This is a genomic window from Novosphingobium resinovorum, assembly GCF_027922145.1.
Lineage (GTDB): Bacteria > Pseudomonadota > Alphaproteobacteria > Sphingomonadales > Sphingomonadaceae > Novosphingobium > Novosphingobium resinovorum.
The window spans coordinates 224,122-240,681 of the sequence record NZ_BSFC01000030.1; the positions used below are offsets into that span (position 1 = coordinate 224,122).

The window sequence follows — 16,560 nt, forward strand, 5'->3', positions numbered from 1 at the left end:
TCCTGTCAGTGCGCGGGATCTAGGTGGTGGCGGTACTGGTCGCGCAGTTCGGACTTGATGACCTTGCCCGAACCGGTGTGCGGCAACTCGTCCACCGTCACGATGTCGTCGGGGAGCCACCAGCGCGCGACGTGCTCGGTGAGGTGGGCGAGCATCGCCTCGCGGCTCACCGTCTCGCCGGGCTGGAGGACGAGCAGCAGCAGCGGCCGCTCCTGCCAGCGCGGATGGGGCACGCCGATCACGGCGGCTTCCTTGACGGCGGGGTGCGCGACGGCGGCGTTTTCGAGGTCGATCGAGGAAATCCACTCGCCGCCCGACTTGATGACGTCCTTCGAGCGGTCGGTGATCTGGACGAAGCCGTCGGCATCGATGCGGGCGATGTCGCCGCTGTCGAACCAGCCCTGCGCGTCGAGCGCGGAGCCGGGTTCCTTGCCGAAGTAGCCTTTCGTCACCCAGTGCCCGCGCACCACCAGCGCGCCCACCGCGTCGGCGCCGGGGCCGGTGACGTTGCCGTCCGCATCCGCCACCCCGACCTCGCAGCCGAACAGGCAGCGCCCGGCCTTGGCGCGAAGGTCCAGCTCTTCTTCCCACGGCTGGCCGTGGTGGCGGCCCATCGGGCGGGTGACGGCGACGACGGGGCTGGTCTCGGTCATGCCCCAGGCCTGCATCGTCTCGACGCCGAGCAGGTCGCGGAAGCGCTGCACCAGCGCGCGCGGGGTCGCCGCGCCGCCCATGAACACGCGCTCGAGCCGCAGTGCCCCGCGTTCCTCTGCCGTGGCGGTGCGCTCGATTTGGTCGAGGATGGAGAACCACACGGTCGGCACGCCGAGCGAGAAGGTGATCGCCTCGTCCCGCAGCAGCGCATGGAGCGAGGCGCCGTCGAGCTGCGCGCCGGGCAGCACCAGCTTGGCCCCGCACATCGCCGAGCCATAAGGCACGCCCCACGAATTGACGTGGAACATCGGCGGCAACAGCAGCGCATTGTCGCGCGCCGAAAGCGCCATCGAGTCCGCCGTCATCAGCGACATCGCATGCAGCACCGTCGAGCGGTGGCTATAGAGCACGCCCTTGGGCGCGCCGGTGGTGCCGGAGGTGTAGCACAGGCTGGAGGCGGTGCGCTCATCGAGGTCGGGCCATTGTGCGAGCGGATCGGCGGCGGCGATCAGGTCTTCGTAGGCGATGAGATCGTCGCGCGTGGATGCGGGCATGTCCTCGCGCGCGCAGAGCACGATGACGGTGACGGGTTCATCGTGGATCGCCAGCACGCCCTCGGCAAGCGCCAGCAGGTCCGGGTCCACGAACAGCACCCGTGCGCCGCCGTCGGCGAGGACGTAGCGGATCTGCTCCTCGAACAGGCGCGGGTTCAGCGTGTGCAGCACCCGGCCGCTGGCGGGGACGCCGTAGTAGAGTTCGAGGTGCGGGATGCGGTTCCACGCCAGGCTGGCGATCCGGTCGCCGGGCTTCGTGCCCAGCGCGTCCAGCGCGGTGGCCAGTCGCCGCGAGCGCTGCGCCACTTGTGCCCAGGTGCTGCGCTCAAAGCTGCCGTCCACGCGGCGCGAGACCACTTCGGTGGCGCCGTGGTTGCGCGCCGCGTGGTCGATCACGCTGCCGATGGTCAGCGGCAGGCATTGCATCAGGCCCATCATCGCGCCTTCGTCCTTTCCCGAAACGTGTCCGTCTTCGCCGATCGGCGAGGTTCTCGTTCCGCCCCGGTTAGACGGCGCGGCGCGGGCCGCAAAAAGGAGCGCCGGACGCGGGCCGAATATCACAGGGGGAATAGGAACAGGGTTTCGATGCCGGGTGCCGCACCATCACATATGTGATATGGCAGAAGGGACATTCCGTTCCCGCACCGGATCGGGCTAACACTGGTCGCAACGAAGCCGCGCACGATAGCGGCCATACATGGAGAGGCTGATGATCCGGCGAACGGTCAAGTCCGCATCACGCACGCTAGAGGTGCTGGAACTGTTTGCGGAAGAGCGCAGGCCCATGCGGCTGCACGAGGTCTACACCACGCTCGGCTACCCGCAGTCCAGCGCCACCAACCTGCTCAAGAGCATGGTGGTGATGGGCTACCTCAACTACAACCGCATGACCCGCACCTACCTGCCGACGATGCGCGTGGGCGCACTGGGCAACTGGCTGCCGGGCTACGTCTATTCGGACGAGAGCTATCGCTGGCTGGTTGAGGAACTGCAGCGCCGCACCAACGAGACGGTGGGCCTCAGCACCCAGAACGACCTGTTCGTGCAGTACATCATCCTCAAGGCGCCGGACCACGAATTCAAGCTGCCGCCGCCGGTCGGCACGATGCGCCTGCTGGTCGATTCCGCCGGCGGCCTCGCGCTGATGAGCGAGATGAAGGACCGCGAGATCGACAAGATCTGCCGCTACACCAACTACTACCAGCTGGCCGAGCGCCAGCGCTTCGACCTTGCCGACCTGATGCGCGAGATCCGCTGGACCCGGCATACGGGCTACGCCTATCTCGCCAACAAGCCGACGCAGGAAGTGTCGTCGATCTCGATGACGCTGGGCGAGAAGATCCACGGCATTCCGCTCGCGATCGGCGTCGGTGGCTTTGCGGATCGCATCTCGCGCGCGCAGTACGACATCATCGAAGCGATGAAGGAGTGCATCGCCGAGTTCAAGGCGATCCGCGAGGAACAGGACTACGCGCAGGCGGCCGAGTAGGGGGTGCCCCCATCGTTCGTCATCGCGAGCGTAGCGAAGCAATCCAGAGTTACGTAAACCGCCCTGGGTTGCTTTGCTGCGCTCGCAATGACGATACGGTGCGGTCAATCACGCTGATGATTTTCGCGCCCGGTTCCGCGCGGAGATCGACAGCGCGAGGGACGGCGCGCTCATCCTCTCCGTTCGTGGAGAGAGGATGAGCCGTGAAGACCGAAGCGGAAAAGCAGGCATTCAAGCGCGCCTATATCGAGGCGCGCGGGTACTGGGTGGAGTTCAACGAAGGGCTGCTGGAATATAGCCCCGAGTGGCTGGAAGCGTACCTCGCCTATTCCTCCACGCCTGCGCGCACCGGCCCGCTTTCGGCGCGGATGCGCGAATTGATCTACGTCGCCGTCGACGGCTCCACCACGCATTTGTTCGCGGCCGGGCTGGAGGTGCATATCCGCATCGCGCTGGACGTGGGCTGCACCCCCGCCGAACTGGTCGAGGTGCTGCAAATCGCGACGCTGCAGGGGCTCGACAGCGTGGCGCTGGGCATGGACGTGCTGGCGCAGGAACTGGCGGCGCGCGGGACGCCGCTCGCCGGACCGCAGGACTGGCTCTCGGCCGCCGCGCGCGTCTCGCCGGAGTGGGCCTCGGCGCTGGCCCAGCTTCAGGCGACGGCGGACCGGACCTCGCGCCTTACCCCTTGCGAGCGCGCGCTGATCCGGCTGGCGCTGGCGGCTTCGCCCACGCATCTCAACGAAAGCGCGGTGCGCGTCGAAGTGCGCAGCGCATTGGATGCCGGGGCCTCGGCGGAGGAGATCGCGCAAGTGTTCCAACTGGTCGCGCACCTCGGCCTCCATGCCTGCACCGACGGCATCCCCGCCGTCATGCGCGCGGTGGCCGAGCGGGAGGGAGCCTGACGCGATGGACATCTCCTTCTTCACCGACGTCGCCAACGACCTCGGCGAAAGCCCGGTGTGGGACGCGCGGCGCGGCTGGCTGTGGTGGGTGGATATCCGCCACGACCGCGTCATGGCCGCCGATGCCGACGGCCGGGTGCAGCGCGACTGGACGTTCGACAGCGCGGTCGGCTCGATCGGGCTGGCGGACAGGGGCCTCGTCGCCGCCTTCGTCGATCACTTCGCGCTGATCGACGGGGATGGCGCGGTGCAGCCGCTGGCCCGCCCGCCGATCGGCACCGGAGCGATCCGCTTCAACGATGGCAAGGCCGACCGGCAGGGGCGTTTCCTCTCGGGCACCATGCAGCATGGCGGGCAGGAGGAGGCGCTCGCCACCGTCTGGCGCCTCGATCCCGATGGCACAGCCACGCGGGTCGAAGCCGGGATGAAGCTGACCAACGCGATCTGCTTCTCGCCGTGCGGCAATTGGCTCTACCTCACCGACACCCTCGAAGGCATGATCCGCCGCTACTCCTACGACCCGCAGACCGGAGCGCTGGGCGCGCGCGAGGACTTCTTCGACTGCGCACGCGTCGGCGCTCCGGACGGCGCCACCGTCGATGCCGAAGGCCGTCTGTGGGTGGCGCTGGTGACGACGCAGCGGATCGGCTGCATCTCGCCGCAGGGCGAATTGCTGCGCAGCATCGACGTGCCGGTGCCTTATCCCTCGTGCCCCGCCTTCGGGGGCGAGGACATGGCGACGCTCTACGTCACCACCATCGCCGATTCCGGCCACAAGCTGAAGTCCGACCACCCCGACGCCGGGCGCATGCTGGCGATCACCGGCCTCGACGCGCGCGGGATGGCCGAGGCGATTTACGTTCCGGACAATCACACTTGAAATTAGCGGCGCCGCAAGGGGCCTCGGGCTGGAAATGAGGCGGGCGCTCAAGGCAGTCAGCTGCCCATGGACCTCGATTTCACCCCCGCCGAACTGGCCTTCCGCGACGAGGTGCGCGCCTTCTTCGCGAAGACCGTGCCCGCCGAATGGCTCACCCGCGTGCGCGCCGGGCTCCGGCTCGAACCGGCCGAACTGATCGCCTACCAGAAGGCGCTCGCCGCCAAGGGCTGGGGCGCGCCGACCTGGCCCGTCGAGTACGGCGGCCCCGGCTGGACCCCGGCGCAGAACTACATCTTCGAAAGCGAATCCGCCCGCGCCGGGGCGCCGATCCAGTTCCACCAGGGCCTTGAACTGATCGGCCCGATCATCTTCACGTACGGTTCGCAGGAGCTGAAGGACCGCTACCTGCCCGGCATCATCAATGCCGACGACTGGTGGTGCCAGGGCTATTCCGAGCCGGGCGCGGGGTCCGACCTTGCCTCGCTGCGCACCACGGCGGTGCGCGACGGCGACCACTACGTCCTCAACGGGCAGAAGATGTGGACCAGCTACGCGCAGGTCGCCAGCCACATGTTCGTGCTCGCCCGCACGTCGCAGGAACCCAAGCGCCAGCAGGGCATCTCGCTGCTGCTGGTGGACATGAAGACGCCCGGCATCGCGATCCGCAAGATCGAGACGATGGACGAGAAGTATACCACCAACGAAGTCTTCCTCGACGACGTGCGGGTGCCGGTAACGAACCTCGTCGGCACCGAGGGCAAGGGCTGGGAATACGGCAAGGTGCTGCTCGACCGCGAGCGCATGGTCTGCTCGGCCACCGCGATCCACCTGCCGCAAGTGCTCGATGGCGTGCGCGATGCCGCGCGTGCCCGCAAGATCGGCGGGGTGCCGCTGATCGAGACGCCCGCCTTCGCCGCGCAGCTCGCGCAGCTGGAGATCGAGGCGATGGCGCTCGAAACCATGGTGCTGCGCCTGCTCGCCGACCTCGCCTCGGGCGCCGATTCCGGCCCGCGCGGCTCGATGGTCAAGCTGCGCTGGTCCGACCTCTACCAGCGCGCCACCGCGCTGTGGATGGACGCGCTCGGCCCGGAGGCGGCGCATTTCCGGGCGCTGGAAGGAGAAGGCCCCGCCGACATGCCCTACGGCATGCAGGGCGCCCTCTATTCGCGCGTCACCTCGATCTACGGCGGATCGAGCGAGATCCAGCACAACATCATCGCCCGCCGCGCGCTGGGTCTGTGAGGCTGCCATGAACTTCGAATATTCCGACGAACAGCGCATGCTGGCCGACAGCGCCAACCGCCTCGGCGCGGACTTGTGGCCCTCCAGCGACCGGCTCAAGCTGCTGGAGCGCTTCGACGACCTGACCGCGCGCACCGCCGCGCAAATGGCCGAACTCGGTTGGCTGATGCTGCCGATTGCCGAGGACGACGGCGGCCTCGGCGGCTCGGCGGTCGATGTCATGGCGATCATGGAGGGCGTCGGCCGCCACCTGATCCCGACCTCCTACGTCGCCAACGCGGTGCTCGTCCCCGCGCTGGTGAGCGGCGATCCCGCCGCCGCCGACCTGCTCGCCGCGATCGGCGAGGGCAGCGCCAAGGCGGCCGCGGGCCTGCTCGAACCCGATGGCGGCTACGACCTCGGCTGGGTCGAGTGCGCCGCGACCGGTAGCGGCACCGAATGGACGTTGACCGGCGAGAAGCTGCACGTCGAGGACGGCGCCGACGCCGACTGGTTCGTCGTCACCGCGAAGACCGATGCGGGCATCAGCCTGTTCCTCGTGCGCGCCGATGCGCCGGGCCTCACCGTCTCGCGCTTCCGCGCCATCGACCAGCACCGCCACGCCCGGCTGAAGCTGGACGGCGTCACCGCCGTGTTGATCGGCGAGGCGGGCGCGGCGCTCCCGAAGGTGGAACTCGCGGTTGACAAGGCGATCTGCGCGCATCTGGCCGAGGCGGTCGGATCGATGGAAGCGGCGCTTGCGGCCACGCTGGATTACCTTCGCACCCGCAAGCAGTTCGGCGTGGCGATCGGCAGCTTCCAGTCGCTCCAGCACCGCGCCGTGGACATGGGAATCGCGCTGGAGGAGGCGCGCTCGATGTCCTACCGCGCCACGCTCAGCCTGGGCCTTCCCGCAGCGGAGCGCCGCCGCGTGGTCTCGGCCGCCAAGGCGCGGGTGGGGCAGTGTGGGCTCTACGTCGGGCGGCAGGCGGTGCAGCTTCACGGCGGCGTCGGCTTCTCGGACGAGCTGATCATCAGCCACCACCTCAAGCGGCAGATGATGCTCGACTGCGCCTACGGCTCTGTGGAGCACCACGTCGCGCGCTTCGTCGCGCCACAAGTTCTGGGGGCGTGAAGGCGCTCTCACGAATGTGATTTTGGGTCCGCAGGGGCCCCAACGGTCGGTCCACGGCAGCCCCTTGCGGCATAGTCGGTGGATCGAGCCTCCCAGGAGATGATGGGCGAAATGGTTGAAGTTGCGAACAAGCATGTCGACGGCACGTACGACGCGGTCGTCGTCGGCGCGGGCATCGGCGGTCTCTACGCCGTCTACAAGCTGCGTGAGATGGGGCTTTCGGTGCTCGGCATCGAGGCGGGCGACAACGTCGGCGGCGTCTGGTACTGGAACCGCTATCCCGGCGCGCGCTGCGATCTGCTGACGATCGACTACTGCTACACCTTCTCGCCCGAAGTCGATGCCGAGTGGTCGTGGTCCGAGCAGTTCGCCGCCCAGCCCGAAATCCTCGAATACATCAACTTCGTCGCCGACCGCCATGAACTGCGCAAGGACTACCTGTTCGACACCCGCGTCAGCCGGGCCGAATACGACGAGGCGCGGCAGGTCTGGACCTTCGGGACCGAGACCGGCAAGACCTTCGAGGCGACCTATGCCGTCATGGCCACCGGCCCGCTCTCGGTACCCAAGCGCCCGGATTTCGAGGACTTCGACAGCTTCAAGGGCGAACTCTATTACTCCGGCCGCTGGCCCAAGGAGCCGGTGAGCTACGAGGGCAAGCGCGTGGGCGTGGTGGGCGTCGGCTCCACCGGCATCCAGATCATCCCGGTTGTGGCGCAAGAGGCGAAGGAGCTTTTCGTGTTCCAGCGCACGCCCAGCTTCACCATGCCGATGCGCAACCACAAGCACTCCGACGAGTACACCGCCGAGATCAAGCGCAACCTGCCGGCGATGCGCGTGGCGGCGAAGAACAGCCCGCTCGGCGGCGTGCGCCCGGCGACCACGCGCCCCTATTTCAGCCTGCCGCCCGAGCAGCGCGTGAAGATCATGGAATCGGCGTGGCAGAACGGTGGCCACACGTTCCTCGGCTCGTTCTCCGACCTCATGCAGAACGAGGAGGCCAACGAGCAGGTCGCCGAATTCGTGCGCGGCAAGATCAGCGAAGTGGTCAAGGATCCCGCCACCGCCGAGACGCTGAAGCCGCGCGGCTACCCGATCTTCGCGCGCCGCGCCTGCCTCGACACCAACTACTACGAGACCTACAACGAGGAGCACGTCAGCCTCGTCGACTGCTTCAAGGAGCCGATCGTCGGCCTGACCGAGAAGGGCGTGCGCACCGCAAGCCGCGAGATCGAGCTGGACATGCTGATCCTCGCCACCGGCTATGACGGCCTCACCGGCGCGCTGATGGCGTTCGACGTGGTGGGCCGGGATGGCAAGACGATCAACGAGGAATGGAAGGGCGGCGCGCACTCCTACCTCGGCCTGATGATGAAGGACTTCCCCAACCTGTTCATCGTCTGCGGCCCTAACGGCCCCTCGGCGCTGGCGAACATCTTCACCATCAACGAGCAGAACGTGAACTGGCTGGCCGGCGCGATCGAGCATATGCGCGGCAATGGCCTGACCGCCATGGAACCCACCGCCGAGGCCGAGCACGAGTGGATGGAGCATGTCCATGAACTCTCGCTCAACACCTTGGTGCGCAAGGCGAACACCTGGTACACCGGCGCCAATGTGGCGGGCAAGGCACGCGGGCTGACGATGTACACCGGCGGCTTCAAGGCCTACCGCGAAACCTGTCAGGAGGCCGCCGACGACGACTGGCGCGGCATGGTCTTCGAGAAGACCGGGGTTCCTGAAACGGTTGCCTGACCCTTCGCCATTTCCGGAATGATGCTGCCGGCCCGGCTCCCGATGGGGAGGCGGGCCGGTGGTCGTTTCGGGCCTTGCAAGGTGACGCAGGTTTACACGGTTTACACGGTCAAGGGGGAAAGGGCGTCACTTTGGGCCGGAATGTGTCACGTTAGAGGTGCAAGGTGACACATTTGGCGGTCGATGTGTCAGCTTTTGTGCGGGAGAGGTGTCACTACCTTGTGCGATGCGGCGCGATCGGATGGAGCATGGGCGCAGTGTATTGGACAGCGCTGCTTGTAGGAAAGCGGACTATCCGAAACCGCCCCATTGCGGCCATTGCCTGCCGGACATAAGTTCTGGCCATGGCCGAACATGAAATAGCTTTGCAGACGCGACTTTGGCGGCTTCAACCTAGATGGCTCAAACTGGCCATGATTTGCATCGGGCTTCCCGCGTGGTGCATTTTCGCAGTCTTTGGAGTTTTTTTGGGCGAACTCAGTTCGCCCGTAGTCCATGCGGCTATCGCTGTGTTCGTGAGCATCGGCTTGCTGGAATTGGCCTTCGTGGCGAAGGCACTTTGGCGTCAGGACCTGTAGGACCGCTTTCCACCCTTATCGTCATTCCCGCGAAGGCGGGAACCCATCTCCTGACGGTTCCTGTTGCACCGGCATCAGCTGGGTCCCTGCTTTCGCGGGTATGACGAGGATATAGCTGAGGACGCTTACGCTCCGGATCGCTGCGTTCGCGACGACGGACTGCCATGAAAAAACGGGGGCCTTCGAAAAGGCCCCCGCTTGAAAGTCAGGGAGGATGTTCTCCCCTTTCGGGAAGCTCTGTTCAGGCCTTGATGACCGAGTGGGTCAGCGAGCCGATCTTCTCGACGGTCGCTGTGATCACGTCGCCCGGCCAGACCCACTCCTGCGGGTCCATGCCCGCGCCGACGCCCGCCGGGGTGCCGGTGGCGATGATGTCGCCCGGCTCAAGCGTGATGCCCTTCGAGATGTCGGCGACCAGTTCGTCGACCTTGAACAGCATGAAGGCGGTGTTGCTCGACTGCTTGGTCACGCCGTTGACGGTGAGCGAGAGGTCGAGGGTCTGCGGATCGCCCAGCTCGTCGGCGGTGACCACGACCGGCCCCATCGGCGCGAAAGTGTCCTGGCCCTTGGAGTAGATCCACTGGCCGGCACGGCGGCAGTCGCGCGCGCTCATGTCGATGCAGACGGTATAGCCGAACACATAGTTCAGCGCGTCCTCACGGGCGACGCCCTTGGCCTTGGTGCCGATGATCGCGGCGAGTTCGACTTCCCAGTCGAGCTGCTGGGTGATCTCGCCGTTGTGGCGGATCGGCTCGCCCGGCGCGATCACCGAGGTCGGCGGCTTGGAGAAGATCACCGGCTGGCGCGGCAGTTCGGGCGAGGTGTCGAGCGACTTGGCGCTCTCGGCGACGTGCTCGGTGTAGTTGAGGCCGATGCCGAAGATGTTCTTGCGCGGACGAGGGATCGGCGCAAGCAGGATGACGTTGGCGAAGGGGATGGCGGTGCCCAGCGGGAACAGGCCCTCGGCCTGCTCGATCAGCTTGCTGGCGATCAGGACCGCCTGCGGGCCGAGGTCGATGAACTCGAGCATCGTCGCGGGGAAGGGAACGCCCATTTCCTCGCCGAACAGTTCGAGGTCGAGCACGAGATCGCCGCCGAAGCCGGAGACGAGGGCGCCGAGCCGGGCTTCGGCTTCGACATTGGCACGGTAAGTAACGAGACGCATTGGGCTATTCCCCCGAAGGTTATCGTGTTGAGTTGAAAATCAGGTCAGGATCGGCTGGTGACCGCCGTTTTCCGCCAGCGCTTCCTCGCGGTAGAGGCCAAGGGCGCGCATCACGGGCAGGTCGTTGAAGGTGAACAGGCAGGCATCCTCGCTGTCCGAGGCGTTCGCGTGTTCGTGGTACATCCAGGCGGGAACCACGAAGATGTCGCGTTCCTGCCAGTCGAAGCGCTGGCCGTTGATGATCGACCAGCCCTTCCCCTTGGCGCACTGGTAGACGAAGCTGCCGGTCTGGCGGTGGGCCTTCGTCCGCTCGCCGGGGCGCAGCAGTTGCATGGATGCGCCGATCGTCTGCATCACCGGACCGCCGGTATGCGGATTGACGTATTCCATCATCACACCGTCGAAGGGCGACCCGTCGGTGACTCGAGCGTACTTGGTCAGCGCCTCGTAGGTGGGCGCCCATTCGTATTTGAACAGCGGCGAATAGGGCTTGGACCACGCCATGCCTGCCGGGCGCAGGCCGGTGCCCGCCCAGGTCGCGGTGGAATCGTCGACCGGGTAGGAGACCGCCTGCTGCAGATCGGGATGAACCTCGTAGAAGTTGGCTTCCAGCGCGTTCATCAGCGGAATGTCGAGACCGTCCTGCCAGATGCACGGGGTGCCGCCCTCGGCGACGCCATGTTCGTGCCAGGTGCCGTTGGGCGTCAGCACGAAGTCGTTCGCGCCCAGCGTCATCTTGTGCCCGTCGACATTGGTGAAGGCGCCCTCGCCCTCCATGATGAAGCGCAGCGCGGAGGCAGAATGGCGGTGGCTGGAGGCCAGCTCGCCCGGCCCCATCACCTGCAGCCCCGAATAGAGCCAGCCCACGGCGGCGACCACGTCGGCGCGGCCGGGGTTCTCCAGATAGACGACGCGGCGCCCCGCCTGCTCCGGCGTGACGAGGTCGAGCGCCTTCATCACGTCGTCGCGCAGGTCCTTGTAGCGCCACAAGTACGGCACCGAGGTGGAGATCGGTTCCCACGGTTCGATCTTGTTCGCCACGGTCCACAGCGCGCCGGTGCCCAGCTGCTTCAGGCGCTCGTAATAGGCCACCAGTGCGGGCGTGTCCGCCACGTTCGCGCGGCCGATCATTTCCTCACGGTACTGGTCGTAGCTCTGATCGGCCATGGGTGCCTCCATCTGCGAGATATTACAGACCTAAAATAATTTGAATAAAGTGTCAAATGCAACTATTGTCCCTTATGTGAACCGCAGATTCCCTGTGCTTTTCCAAAGGAGCGCCGCATGTCCGCATCGTTTAAGGCAGCCCCCTTCAAGGCCGCCGTCATCCAGGCCGCATCGATCCCGACCGATTCTCTCGCCGCCGCCGAAAAGGCCGCTGGTCTGATCCGCAAGGCAGCCGCAGGCGGCGCGCAGCTCATGGTGTTCCCCGAGGCGTTCCTCGGCGGCTATCCCAAGGGTGCCTCGTTCGGCACGCCTGTCGGCATGCGCAAGCCGCAGGGACGCGAGGACTTCCGCGCCTATCACGAAGCCGCGATCGACCTGAACGGCCCCGAAGTGGACCTGCTCGCCGAAGCCACCGCCGAGACCGGCGCCTTCGTCGTCATCGGCGTGATCGAGCGGGACGGCGGCACCGTCTACTGCACCGCGCTGTTCTTCGACGGCGACAAGGGCCTCGTCGGCAAGCATCGCAAGCTCATGCCGACCGGCGCGGAACGCCTGATCTGGGGCTTCGGCGACGGCTCCACGCTGCCGGTCTTCGACACGCCCCTCGGCAAGGTCGGCGCGGTGATCTGCTGGGAAAACTACATGCCCATGATGCGCATGGCGATGTACGATCAGGGCATCTCCATCTACTGCGCCCCCACCGCCGACGACCGCGACGCCTGGCCCTCGACCATGCAGCACATCGCACTGGAGGGCCGCTGCTTCGTGCTTTCCGCCTGCCAGCATGTGACGCGCGGCGCCTATCCGGCCGACTATGACTGCGCGCTGGGCGACGATCCCGAGACGGTGCTGCTGCGCGGCGGCTCGATGATCGTGGATCCGCTGGGCACGGTGCTTGCAGGACCGGACTATTCGGCCGAAACGATCCTCTATGCCGATATCGAACCGGCGCAGGTGGTGCGCGGCAAGTACGACTTCGACGTCGTCGGCCACTACGCACGGCCCGACGTGTTCGAACTGAAGGTCAACGTCGCACCGCGCCGCGCGGTCACCCGTTCGGGGGAATAGCCAAGTGGAATTCGATTTTTCAAAAGTACCGGGCCCTGATCGCTACAAGCTGATGGGCTCCAGCATCACCCCGCGCCCGATCGCGTGGGTGACGACGGTGTCGGGCGCGGGGCTGCGCAATGCCGCGCCCTACAGCTTCTTCAACATGATGAGCGCCGAGCCGCCGCTGATCGTGCTGGGCATGATGCGCCGCCCCGACGGCACGCACAAGGACAGCGCCGCCAACATCCTCGAAACCGGGGAATTCGTGGTGAACCTCGTCTCCGAGGCCGACAGTGCGGCGATGAACTTCACTTGCATCGACGGCCCGCCCGAATTCGACGAACTGGCGGCGGCCGGTATCCCGACCCAGCCCTCCAGCGTGATCGGCGCCCCGCGCATCGCGACCGCGCCGGTGGCGATGGAGTGCCGTCTCTACGAGGCGGTCGAGACGGAGAAGACCACCATCGCGCTGGGCGAAGTGCTGCGCTTCCATATCGACGACGCCTTCATCGATGCCGAGAAGCTGCATGTCGATACGCTGGCGATGAACCTCGTCGCGCGCGTTCACGGCGCGGGCTGGTATGCGCGCACCACGGACCTGTTCCAGATGACCCGCCCCACCTTCGCGCAGTGGAGCGCGGAGAAGGCCGAGTCCTGACGGTACGGGGATGGCCTGCCGCCTTCGCGGCAGGCCACTCGCATCAGGCGGCGGGCACGTCGACCCAGGCATTGGTGTCCGCCGACCGGATCACTGCGTCGATGATGCGGGCCGAGCGCAGACCGTCGGCGAACGTCGGCAGACCGGCAGGTGCCTCCCCGCGCACGGCAGCGTACGTGTCCGCAACGAAGTTCTCGAAGCACTGGGCATAACCCTGCGCATGGCCCGGCGGCAGGCTGGAAAGACGGCGCGCGTCGGCCGCGCCCGCGCCCGGGCTGCGGAACAGTGTTTCGGCCGAATCCTCGGTGCCGAGCCAGACCGTCTCGGGGTTCTCCTGATCGAAGACGGCGGACTTGTGCGCGCCGTCGAACTCGAACCACAGCCGGTTCTTGCGGCCCGCCGAGACTTGCGAGATCACGGCGCTGCCCAGCACGCCGGACGCCGTGCGGAACAGGATGGTCGCGGCGTCCTCGGTATCGACCTTCACCAGCGGCCCGGTGGCCGCCCCGCCCGAGAAACTGGCCTGCGACACTGCGGGACGCTCCGGCACGGTGATCGTCATCGCCGCCATGACCGAGGCGATGCGCTCGCCGGTCACGAATTCCATGAGGTCGCACCAGTGCGAGCCGATGTCGGCGAAGGCCCGGCTGCGCCCGCCCTTCGATGCATCGACACGCCAGCTGGTCGCGTTCGGCGAGAGCAGCCAGTCCTGCAGATAGCTGCCGTGCAGCAATTGCCACGCGCCGAACTCGCCCGCCTCGCGCCGCGCGCGAATTTCGCGCACCAGCGGATGGAAACGGTAGACGAAGGGTACCGTGGCGATCCTGCCCGCCTCGGCCGCGAGGGTGTGGAGATGCAGCGCCTCGTCGGTGCCGACGGCCAGCGGCTTCTCGCAGATCACGTGGGCACCGGCCGCCAACGCCGCCTCGACATGGGCTGCGTGCAGGCTGTTGGGGCTGCAGACGTGGACGACATCGAGGCCGAGCCCCGCCAGTTCCTCCAGCGAGCCGATCGCCTGCGTGCCCCACTGCGCCGCCGCCGCGGCGGACCGTTCGGGAGAGGACGCCATGACGCCGACCAGTTCGACACCGGCCAGCAATGCCGCACGGCGGTGGATCTCGCCGATCATGCCGGCGCCGAGGATCGCAACGCGCAGGGGCTTGCGGGTGGAAACGGTCAACGGACTCTCCTGCTCTTGGTCATGCGGCCGCCGGATGCGGGGCCGCACCTCTAGCCGTGTCAGCGCTGTCAGGGAACAGGTTTGCGACCTTCGCAGAAGTCTTCACTTACTTCGCAGAAGTCGAGTGGACATAGGCGGCGATCTGCGCCAGTTGCGCGTCGTCGAGGCCGGAGCCCATCTCCTTCATCTTGCCCACCTTGAGTGCATAGACGATCTGCGCCTGCGCGTATCCGGCGATCACTGAGACCGGCGGCGCTCCCGATCCGACTTTCGAATGGCAGGCTGCGCAGCGCCCGTCGAACAGCGACTTGCCCACGTTCGCGGCCGAGGCGGCGGCGGGATGCTGGAGTTGCGGGGCCACGGCTCCCGGCGCCCGCAGCCCGAATGCCTGCAGCCGGTCGGTGCCGACCAGCACCATGCCATCCACTACGGCTGGCTCGTTGTACTTGCCCGAGGTGAACAGCGCATCGCCGCTCTGCCACAGCGGTTTCAGGCTCTTTGCGTCGAAGGCATGGAGGCGTGCGCCCGGGGCATCGGGCTGGTAGATGTCGACGCTGCGCGGCACATTGGTGTCCAGCACCCAGACCACGCCGTTCTCGCCGCCATTGCTGGAGACCACCGGCGAGCCGGGGTTCTGCATCGTCACTGTCATCTCGCGCCCGTCAACCTTGAGGTAGGCCGGCTCGCTCTTGCGTGTCACCACCCGGACCCGCACGAGGCTGGGCGGCACGTTGGTGCCGAAGTCCGGGCCGGTCTTGGCGCTGCCCGCAAGGAACAGGTAGTGCTCGCCGAGGCGATTGCGGAAATGGGCCAGCGTGGCGCGGCTCTTGGCGGAATTCACCATACCGATGCTGTCGGAATAGGGACCGAAGACCACCACCGGACCGCGCGACTTCAGTTCCGGCTGCACGCTCGGCGCAAGGAGCGAGCCGTCGCTCGCTGGATCGGTGCTGCAGGCATGGCGCTTATGGGTGCCGCCGGGCATGTGATCGCGATCGAGCAGATAGGCGTTGCCCTGCTTGCCCGCCCCCAGCGTCAGCAGGTGCGGCGTGCCCGCGCTGCCGCGATCGAGGTCGAACAGGACCGCGCCGCTCCCCGCGATGTCGATGTCGGACGCGGCCGTCTGGCAATAGTTGAACGGTGAATACGTGCCCGTCAGGCGCAGGCCAGCCTTGGGATCGTCGCGGAACTGCAGGATCGATTGCCCCCAGGCACCCGCGACTTCAGGGAATACGCCCGGGATGCCACGCTTCTCGAGGGCGGAAAGGAAGCTGGCCCCGGTCGCGATATAGATGCGCCCCTGCGCGTCGATCGCCGGGCCGGACGCGCCCCACATGCCGCCCTGCTGCAAGTCCGCACGCGGCATCGAGGAGAAGGCGCTCGCCACCCGGTGGTTTGCGGTATTCACCGATACGAGGAAGCCTTGAAGGTCAGGCCCGAACGCCACGTAAAGGCGCCCGCCGTCGCGGCTCAGGTTGAGAGCGCCGCGCTGGTAGTAGATTTGGCCCGGCACGAAGCGGCTGACGCCGTTGCGGTTGACCTGCGCCGTGACGGTGCGGTGGCTGATCTCTACCGGCCAGCCTGAAACTTCCTCCCCGGTCCGCAGGTCCAGCGCATGGGTGTCCCAGGTCCAGTCGCCCCGGCAACTGGTGACGTAGAGCCGGTTGGCGGCGCGGTCAATCACCGGTGTGGAGAGGTTGCCGAACTGGCCGTCCTGGCACGGGTCGGCGGTCAGCCTGCGCTTCCACAGGATCGTTCCAGCCGGAAGGTCGGCCCGCTGCCCGGCGTGGATGGCATAGGCATAGCCGGTGCTGGATACGACGAAGGTGACGCGCAGCGTCCGGCCCGCCTGCGCGCCCTCGTCGAAGCCCAGCGCGCTGACGTAGAGCGGCGAGGCGAACAGGCGCGGCGGCGTGCTCCCGTGGAAATCCAGCCTCGGCGACTGCCAGATCTCACCGAACTGTCCGCCCGCTACTGCTGCCGGGGTGAGCATCCTCTCCCGGTCGTTCCAGCCCTCGCGCCCGGCGCTGTTGTGATATGTCAGCTTGTCCACGCCCGCCGGAGACAGCGCCGGATCGCCGCAGCCGCCGAGCAGCAGCGCCGTACCGGCGGCAAAGCTTGCGAGGATATGCTTCATGCCGGAATGCTCCATGCCGGGTCGCGCGGCCC

General features: G+C 67.0%; 14 protein-coding genes. 9 read left to right on the forward strand and 5 right to left on the reverse strand.

What is annotated here, in order from left to right; genetic code table 11:
* Nucleotides 1-5 precede the first annotated feature (5 nt).
* A complete protein-coding gene (locus PKE80_RS18960) occupies nt 6-1,646 on the reverse strand; it encodes a long-chain fatty acid--CoA ligase (protein WP_271183837.1) in 1,641 nt (546 codons plus the stop codon).
* 271 nt (nt 1,647-1,917) lie between these two features.
* Here PKE80_RS18960 and PKE80_RS18965 point away from each other — a divergent pair, with 271 nt between their 5' ends.
* The 7 genes from PKE80_RS18965 (at nt 1,918) to PKE80_RS18995 (ending at nt 9,171) form a co-directional block, all read left to right on the forward strand.
* Nucleotides 1,918-2,697, forward strand: a complete 780-nt coding sequence (locus tag PKE80_RS18965; protein ID WP_271183838.1) for an IclR family transcriptional regulator — start codon at nt 1,918-1,920, stop codon at nt 2,695-2,697.
* 203 nt (nt 2,698-2,900) lie between these two features.
* A complete protein-coding gene (locus PKE80_RS18970; protein ID WP_271183839.1) occupies nt 2,901-3,602 on the forward strand; it encodes a carboxymuconolactone decarboxylase family protein in 702 nt (233 codons plus the stop codon).
* A 4-nt stretch (nt 3,603-3,606) separates the two neighbouring features.
* Nucleotides 3,607-4,482, forward strand: a complete 876-nt coding sequence (locus PKE80_RS18975; protein ID WP_271183840.1) for an SMP-30/gluconolactonase/LRE family protein — start codon at nt 3,607-3,609, stop codon at nt 4,480-4,482.
* 66 nt (nt 4,483-4,548) lie between these two features.
* Complete coding sequence (locus PKE80_RS18980) at nt 4,549-5,724, forward strand: acyl-CoA dehydrogenase family protein (RefSeq protein ID WP_271183841.1); 1,176 nt, start codon at nt 4,549-4,551, stop codon at nt 5,722-5,724.
* A 7-nt stretch (nt 5,725-5,731) separates the two neighbouring features.
* Nucleotides 5,732-6,838 carry an acyl-CoA dehydrogenase family protein gene (locus PKE80_RS18985; protein ID WP_271183842.1) on the forward strand — a complete coding sequence of 369 codons (1,107 nt, stop codon included), beginning with the start codon at nt 5,732-5,734 and terminating at the stop codon, nt 6,836-6,838.
* A gap of 111 nt (nt 6,839-6,949) precedes the next feature.
* Nucleotides 6,950-8,593 carry a flavin-containing monooxygenase gene (locus tag PKE80_RS18990; RefSeq protein ID WP_271183843.1) on the forward strand — a complete coding sequence of 548 codons (1,644 nt, stop codon included), beginning with the start codon at nt 6,950-6,952 and terminating at the stop codon, nt 8,591-8,593.
* 344 nt (nt 8,594-8,937) lie between these two features.
* Nucleotides 8,938-9,171: a hypothetical protein gene (locus PKE80_RS18995; RefSeq protein ID WP_271183844.1), complete on the forward strand. Its 234-nt coding sequence runs from the start codon at nt 8,938-8,940 to the stop codon at nt 9,169-9,171.
* A gap of 241 nt (nt 9,172-9,412) precedes the next feature.
* Here the strand turns inward: PKE80_RS18995 and PKE80_RS19000 are convergent, their stop codons facing one another.
* Together PKE80_RS19000 and PKE80_RS19005 are read right to left on the reverse strand one after the other, a co-directional pair.
* A complete protein-coding gene (locus PKE80_RS19000) occupies nt 9,413-10,336 on the reverse strand; it encodes a fumarylacetoacetate hydrolase family protein (RefSeq protein WP_271183845.1) in 924 nt (307 codons plus the stop codon).
* A gap of 39 nt (nt 10,337-10,375) precedes the next feature.
* Complete coding sequence (locus PKE80_RS19005; protein ID WP_271183846.1) at nt 10,376-11,503, reverse strand: cupin domain-containing protein; 1,128 nt, start codon at nt 11,501-11,503, stop codon at nt 10,376-10,378.
* Nucleotides 11,504-11,620: 117 nt separating this feature from the next.
* Here PKE80_RS19005 and PKE80_RS19010 point away from each other — a divergent pair, with 117 nt between their 5' ends.
* Both PKE80_RS19010 and PKE80_RS19015 read left to right on the forward strand, forming a co-directional pair.
* Entirely contained in the window at nt 11,621-12,571 is a 951-nt protein-coding gene (locus tag PKE80_RS19010) for a carbon-nitrogen hydrolase family protein (protein ID WP_271183847.1), read from the forward strand.
* Nucleotides 12,572-12,575: 4 nt separating this feature from the next.
* Nucleotides 12,576-13,211, forward strand: a complete 636-nt coding sequence (locus tag PKE80_RS19015) for a flavin reductase family protein (protein WP_271183848.1) — start codon at nt 12,576-12,578, stop codon at nt 13,209-13,211.
* A 43-nt stretch (nt 13,212-13,254) separates the two neighbouring features.
* Here PKE80_RS19015 and PKE80_RS19020 read toward each other — a convergent pair whose 3' ends face one another.
* The gene (locus tag PKE80_RS19020; RefSeq protein WP_271183849.1) at nt 13,255-14,391 is read right to left on the reverse strand and encodes a Gfo/Idh/MocA family protein; all 1,137 of its coding nucleotides are present in this window, start codon (nt 14,389-14,391) and stop codon (nt 13,255-13,257) included.
* 106 nt (nt 14,392-14,497) lie between these two features.
* Nucleotides 14,498-16,528, reverse strand: coding sequence for a c-type cytochrome (locus PKE80_RS19025; RefSeq protein WP_271183850.1), 2,031 nt, complete (start codon nt 16,526-16,528; stop codon nt 14,498-14,500).
* Nucleotides 16,529-16,560 lie beyond the last annotated feature (32 nt).

Excerpts from the sequence above, each read along its gene's own strand:
- PKE80_RS18965 (WP_271183838.1), top strand. The coding sequence starts at position 1,918 with ATGATCCGGCGAACGGTCAAGTCCGCATCACGCACGCTAGAGGTGCTG.
- PKE80_RS18995 (WP_271183844.1), top strand. The coding sequence starts at position 8,938 with ATGGCCGAACATGAAATAGCTTTGCAGACGCGACTTTGGCGGCTTCAA.
- PKE80_RS19010 (WP_271183847.1), top strand. The coding sequence starts at position 11,621 with ATGTCCGCATCGTTTAAGGCAGCCCCCTTCAAGGCCGCCGTCATCCAG.
- PKE80_RS18980 (WP_271183841.1), top strand. The coding sequence starts at position 4,549 with ATGGACCTCGATTTCACCCCCGCCGAACTGGCCTTCCGCGACGAGGTG.
- PKE80_RS19000 (WP_271183845.1), bottom strand. The coding sequence starts at position 10,336 with ATGCGTCTCGTTACTTACCGTGCCAATGTCGAAGCCGAAGCCCGGCTC.
- PKE80_RS18985 (WP_271183842.1), top strand. The coding sequence starts at position 5,732 with ATGAACTTCGAATATTCCGACGAACAGCGCATGCTGGCCGACAGCGCC.
- PKE80_RS19005 (WP_271183846.1), bottom strand. The coding sequence starts at position 11,503 with ATGGCCGATCAGAGCTACGACCAGTACCGTGAGGAAATGATCGGCCGC.
- PKE80_RS18990 (WP_271183843.1), top strand. The coding sequence starts at position 6,950 with ATGGTTGAAGTTGCGAACAAGCATGTCGACGGCACGTACGACGCGGTC.
- PKE80_RS18975 (WP_271183840.1), top strand. The coding sequence starts at position 3,607 with ATGGACATCTCCTTCTTCACCGACGTCGCCAACGACCTCGGCGAAAGC.
- PKE80_RS18960 (WP_271183837.1), bottom strand. The coding sequence starts at position 1,646 with ATGATGGGCCTGATGCAATGCCTGCCGCTGACCATCGGCAGCGTGATC.
- PKE80_RS19025 (WP_271183850.1), bottom strand. The coding sequence starts at position 16,528 with ATGAAGCATATCCTCGCAAGCTTTGCCGCCGGTACGGCGCTGCTGCTC.